A 5,495-nucleotide genomic window follows, 5' to 3' on the forward strand; every position below is an offset into this window, starting at 1 on the left:
AAACTCGACTTCCGGGATCTGAATCCAAAAACTCCATTCCAAAAAAAGGTTTTCGAAGTAAGGAGTTAATAACTGTTCCAAGACTTTTTCGCATGATTCTATCTTGCATGTTTGGGATTCTGAGTGGTCTGGTTTTATCCTTCCCTTTCGGAACATACACTCTTTAACCGGTTCAGAATTGTCTTGGTTATAAACGTATTTTTGATGATATTTATTTAATTTATAGTTATTAATCCCCCCCACTTGAGTTCTTGTTTTAATGGGGGGGTAATATCAGTCACGAATCTTATTCATAGTTCGTGGAAGCTTAACTCCCAATCATTTCTAGCTTCCGCAGTTTACATTGAATAAATAATAAATTCGCCCTATAAGAGTCATTAACTCTCTTCTCGGTAAGCCGATTAACTAAATTATTCCAAATTTAGGTTTACCTTTACGACTACTAAAAAGATGCTTTATCCTTGACCATCCGGGCTTTTATTTCCGGATTAGTAAATTTCATTACTTCGTTTTAGGATTCTCCAAGTTACGCTAAATTTCGACCTTAATTCCTTAGGGGAAGTATCCTCTTTAAGAGGCTGATTCCAGGTTTTCTTTAGCTGATAAACTACTCAGTACTTACAACTTATACTAGTAGACTCTGGACTATCCGCTTAAGCAACTTCCGAGATAGGTCTATATATTACCTCAATTTTCCTTCTTAGGCCATTGCAGGCTTTTCCATAGAATTATTCGGTGGCGAAGTCTTTTTGACTAATTTGCTTTTGTCGCAACTCGCTTTTATGGTCTGCTATAATTCAACATTCTTTCGTTTGCTAAACCGACCATCTCCTTGCAGGGTTTATCGGCCCTGGCTATTGGTTAAATAGCACGAAATTTAGGCCTCTTTGGCGCCCTTGTAATATATATCTTTCTTCTTTAGCTTTTAAATATTGCTTGATCATTTTAGAAAACATAATAATTATAAAAACCTAAACATCATAACCAAAATTAAAATAAAATTATTTTTTATTTTACTTTATAAACGGTATCAATTAAAGTACCATCACGATACTCAATCAAAGCAATAACACGATTAGTATCGTAATTAATTGGTAATGGTTTGCCTACAATACTATAAGCTAAGTCACGTAATTCGCGAATATCTTTAACAACTATTCCAGCTGACTTTAACCACATAAGTAAATCAGTTCTTATCGGATTTACAGCAATACCTAAATCAGTTACCAAAACATCAATAGTATTTCCTGGAGTCACTATTGTTTGTACACGATCCACTATAGAAGAAATTCGTCCTCGAATTAAAGGAGCAGCTACAATAGCAATTTTACTACCATATGCTACATCACTATGACCACCAGAAGCTCCGCGTAAATATCCATCATTTCCTGTAATAACATTGCAATTAAAATTAACATCTATTTCTAACACACTTAAAATACCAAAATCTAATTTATTAACAGCACAACCTTTAATAAACGGATTAGCATAAAAAGAAGCTGACATTTCTAAATGATTCGGATTGTTTTTTAAAGAATTAACCGCTTCTAAATCAAAAGATTGCACATCTAATAGTGTATTAACTAGCCCTTCTTTTAATAAATCTACTTCTAATTTAATAATCCCCCCTAAAAAAACAGAAGCTTTTATTTGCTTACGTCTCATTTCATCAGATAAAATTACTAAAGATGCTTGAGAAGCCCCACCAGTACCTGTTTGAAAAGAAAAACCATTTTTAAAATAAGGCGTGTTTTTAATAACTTTAACAATATTTTCAGCAATAACAATTTCTTTAGGATTAAATTTAGAATGAATTTCTCCTGAAGAAATTTTTTTATTATCACCAATAACTTCTACTTTAACCACATAATCAACATAAATTTGCGGAATAGAAATAGGATTATTCGGATAAGAAACTAAAGTGTCTGTAATAATAATAGTTTTATCAGCATATTGAGCATCTACAATAGCATAACCTAAAGATCCTACACAAGAATCACCTACAACACCATTAGCGTTACCCATTTCATCACTACTTGAAGCAGCTAAAAAAGCAACATTAATATAAGATTGTTCTGTAGTAATAGATCGTGCTCTGCCGCCATGAGATCTAATAATAACAGGTTTTGTTAAGAGACCTTCAGAAATAGCATTTCCTAACTCTCCCCTTATAGCTGAACCTTCCAAAGAAGTTACAATACCATTTTTAATATATTCAATAAAACAATCATGAGACTTTGTAAAAGAAGAAGCTAAAACAGTTAAATTTTTAATATTTAATTTTTTGATAGCTTCCATAACTTGTTGAAAAGTTTTATCACCATGCCTAAAAGCATGATGAAAAGAAATAGTCATACCATCTTTCAAACCACTTTTAACAATAGCTTCTTCTAAAGAATTTAAAACTTTATTATTTAAATTATTTTTAATTTTAGTCATTGCGCCAACACTATTATAATTATTTTTACAATCATAAAATGCATTATTATCTAGTTTTTTTGCATTTTTCTTAAATTGTTCTATCATTTAATTATTCCTTTTTTTATTCATTAACCATTTGAAAATCACTTAATTTTCTTAAATATTTTTTAATCAAAAAACTATTTAAATAATTTTTTATAATTAGATAAAATTATATTCTCTAAATGTAATACTTTTGAATAATATTTATTTATATCGAAAAAAATGAAAATATTAAACTAATAAAATATCTCAACAAAGTTCTAAATTATTTAAAATTAATTTAATCTATCATCTAAAATCCTTTATTATTTTAAATTTATTATTAATACACAAAAATACCAAATAAATCTTTATTCATCTTCTATGTTAGGATTCGGAATATTAGCTTTTTGTAAAATATTTTCCGAATATTTTATAACTGGTTTATCAATCATTTTGCCATCAATCGCGAATACACCTTGGTTTTGTAAACGATATTTTTTATATAAAGTTAAAATTTTCAAAGCTTCTTGAATTTCTTGATCACTAGGTTGAAAAACTCGATTAAGAATAGGTAGTTGATTGGGGTGTATGGCGGATTTACCATTGAAACCCATTTCTTTTACTAAAATAGCTTCTTTTTCTAAACCTTCCAAATCGGAAACATTACCATAAATGCAATCAATAGCATCAATATCAGCAGCTCTAGCTGCATGCAATATCATTTGGCGAGCGAAAAACAATTCATGACGATTAATAGTTGTAGTAGCTTGCAAATTTAACATATAATCAACACCACCCAAAGCAATTCCTACTACTCGCGAAGAAGATAAAGCTATTTCAAGAGCATTTAAAACTCCTTTAGCGCTTTCTATAGCGCAAAAAATAACAATTTTAGAAGATTTATTATATTTAGCCTCAATACTTTCGATATCTTGGATAACTCGTAAAACTTCTAATTTCGATTCAACCTTCGGCAAACGGATAGCATCTAATTTTTCATTTGTTACCATAGCTTCCAAATCTTTCTGATAAAAAGGAGTATCAAAAGCATTAATTCTTACCATAGTTTCAATGTTAAACCTATGATAATCCAAAAAACTAATCATATTTCGAGTTAATTCGCGTGCGGCATCCTTTTCTTCAACAGCAATAGCATCCTCTAAATCGAATATCACACTATCCACCTGATAAGAAATAACATCTTTAAATAAAGCAGGGTTATTACCAGGCACAAATAACATGGTTTTTCTATTTTTTTTCATTTTTATCCTCGATATTATTTTTTGTATTTAAAAATTAAAAAAATTTTATAATAGTAGAATTAAATTAGGATTTAGAACGCTCTAAAGCGACTAAAATACGTGATTTTAAAACGATTTCTAAAGCGCCTTGATCTTGGATTAACACTTTACAATTAGTAACATTATTTTCTTTTAAAATTTTCAAAGTTAAAGTTCGCATTTGTTCTCCAAATTGTTTTTCAAAAGGTGATTGAATGAAAATTTTTATATCAGCTAAATTAGGTTCTATAGTGACTAAACAATCACTAGAATTGAGAGAACCACAAAAGGCTCTTTTTATAATAGGCTTTGATTTATTATTATTTATCATTTTTCAATCCTCTTTTTTTAATCACTTTTTTAACTATATCGACATATTTAAAAGCTAAATTAGCTATTTTAGATTCATCTACTATATCCACATCACGATCGCTACCTAATTCACCTGTAATACCAACCGCTAATGCACCTGCTTCAAAATAATCTAAAATGTTTGATAAATTAATACCCCCTGTTGCTAAAATAGGCAAATTAGGAAAAGGATCTCGAATTAAGGATAAAGCTTGAGATGTAAATGCAATACTTGGATACAATTTCAATAAAGAAGCACCTTTTTGAATAGCTAGATACATTTCATTAACACTCATAACTCCAGGAATGTATAAAATATCATTTTGGATAGACCAATTTAAAATTTCTTCATTATAAACGGGAGAAACCAAATATTGCGCTCCTGCTTCTAAAGCTTTTTTAGCTTCTTGTAATGTTAATACAGTACCAGCTCCAATCATTGCTTCAGGATATTGCAAACTAATTTCTTTGATTATAGAAAAAGCTTGAGGAATAGTTAAAGTAATTTCGGCAAAACAAAAACCATTTTCTAATGTATTTTTTAAAATTTTATAAGCATTATTTTTAGTTTTCGTACGGACAATCACACTTAAAGGATTTTGTTTTAAATAATAAATTTTTTTTTGAATATTTTGCATTTGACACACTCCATTTTTATTAATTTTAGCTAAAAATATCTTTTTTAACTAAAAACTCAATATTCATAAATATTATTCAACCGATTTACACAAAATAAAAAATAAGTTACAACAGATAAATCAGCACAACCCCCTGGAGAAATTTTATAATTTACATAGTAATCATTTTTAGATAAAATAGCTTTTTGAAAGTTATAAAACCCATAATTTTCTAAAATATTTAACCATGATAAAGCTTTTTTTTGTATTTTTTTAAAAAATGAAAAACCAATTTTATTAATTAAAGATACGGATAGATTAATTGCGTTTTATGCAGCGATTTATATTTGCTGTTTTATTTACAATCAGCCCCCGTCCAAACCGGACAAGCAAGTTTCCAAGCATCCGGCTTTCCCTAATTTACTCTCTCTCGAAAGCTAATTTCTCCTCACGGTTTATTAGCTATTTATTCTTATCGTTCTTGTTCTTTTGATATCATGTATTTGTTGATTGGTTATTTTGCGATGGCAATCTTTACATAATACTTTCATAATACTTTGGTGATTCGCATTGCGAACTGTCCCAATGTGATGAATTTGAAGTTGGGTTTTTTTGCCGCAGTTCTCACAACTTTCCGCTGTTAGATGTGTGCGGCTTTGGAATATATATCTATTAATGGTAATATCCGGATTTCCCTTATAGTTACGCATTTTTTTGATTTTATCCCAGGAGTAGACCACCCATGATTCGTATTGGGTTTTCCCTTTATTAAGATAAGGAAATAGCCCAAGTTTAAGTTTCT

At 29.5% G+C, this 5,495-nt stretch carries 6 protein-coding genes; all 6 read right to left on the reverse strand.

Features of this window, described 5'->3' with window-relative positions; genetic code table 11:
* Positions 1-1,008 precede the first annotated feature (1,008 nt).
* The gene (gene citF / locus OC683_RS01880; RefSeq protein WP_304514865.1) at positions 1,009-2,526 is read right to left on the reverse strand and encodes a citrate lyase subunit alpha; all 1,518 of its coding nucleotides are present in this window, start codon (positions 2,524-2,526) and stop codon (positions 1,009-1,011) included.
* Positions 2,527-2,813: 287 nt separating this feature from the next.
* Positions 2,814-3,707: an HpcH/HpaI aldolase/citrate lyase family protein gene (locus tag OC683_RS01885; protein WP_304514866.1), complete on the reverse strand. Its 894-nt coding sequence runs from the start codon at positions 3,705-3,707 to the stop codon at positions 2,814-2,816.
* Between the two features lie 64 nt (positions 3,708-3,771).
* Positions 3,772-4,056 (reverse strand): citrate lyase acyl carrier protein, encoded by a 285-nt coding sequence (citD, locus tag OC683_RS01890; RefSeq protein WP_304514867.1) that lies wholly within the window; start codon positions 4,054-4,056, stop codon positions 3,772-3,774.
* Positions 4,046-4,714 carry a bifunctional 4-hydroxy-2-oxoglutarate aldolase/2-dehydro-3-deoxy-phosphogluconate aldolase gene (locus tag OC683_RS01895; protein WP_304514868.1) on the reverse strand — a complete coding sequence of 223 codons (669 nt, stop codon included), beginning with the start codon at positions 4,712-4,714 and terminating at the stop codon, positions 4,046-4,048. Before OC683_RS01895 ends, citD begins: the two co-directional genes overlap by 11 nt.
* Before the next feature lie 56 nt (positions 4,715-4,770).
* The gene (locus OC683_RS02510; protein ID WP_420887817.1) at positions 4,771-5,016 is read right to left on the reverse strand and encodes a triphosphoribosyl-dephospho-CoA synthase; all 246 of its coding nucleotides are present in this window, start codon (positions 5,014-5,016) and stop codon (positions 4,771-4,773) included.
* A 135-nt stretch (positions 5,017-5,151) separates the two neighbouring features.
* On the reverse strand, positions 5,152-5,495 hold a 344-nt coding region (locus tag OC683_RS01900; protein ID WP_338140524.1), incomplete at its 5' end, for an HNH endonuclease.

The organism is Candidatus Phytoplasma crotalariae, from assembly GCF_030586865.1.
In the GTDB taxonomy this organism is placed as follows: domain Bacteria; phylum Bacillota_I; class Bacilli_A; order Acholeplasmatales; family Acholeplasmataceae; genus Phytoplasma; species Phytoplasma citri.

What these genes read in the sequence shown, in the direction of transcription:
- OC683_RS01885 (WP_304514866.1), bottom strand. Translation starts at nt 3,707, where the DNA reads ATGAAAAAAAATAGAAAAACCATGTTATTTGTGCCTGGTAATAACCCT.
- citF (WP_304514865.1), bottom strand. Translation starts at nt 2,526, where the DNA reads ATGATAGAACAATTTAAGAAAAATGCAAAAAAACTAGATAATAATGCA.
- citD (WP_304514867.1), bottom strand. Translation starts at nt 4,056, where the DNA reads ATGATAAATAATAATAAATCAAAGCCTATTATAAAAAGAGCCTTTTGT.
- OC683_RS01895 (WP_304514868.1), bottom strand. Translation starts at nt 4,714, where the DNA reads ATGCAAAATATTCAAAAAAAAATTTATTATTTAAAACAAAATCCTTTA.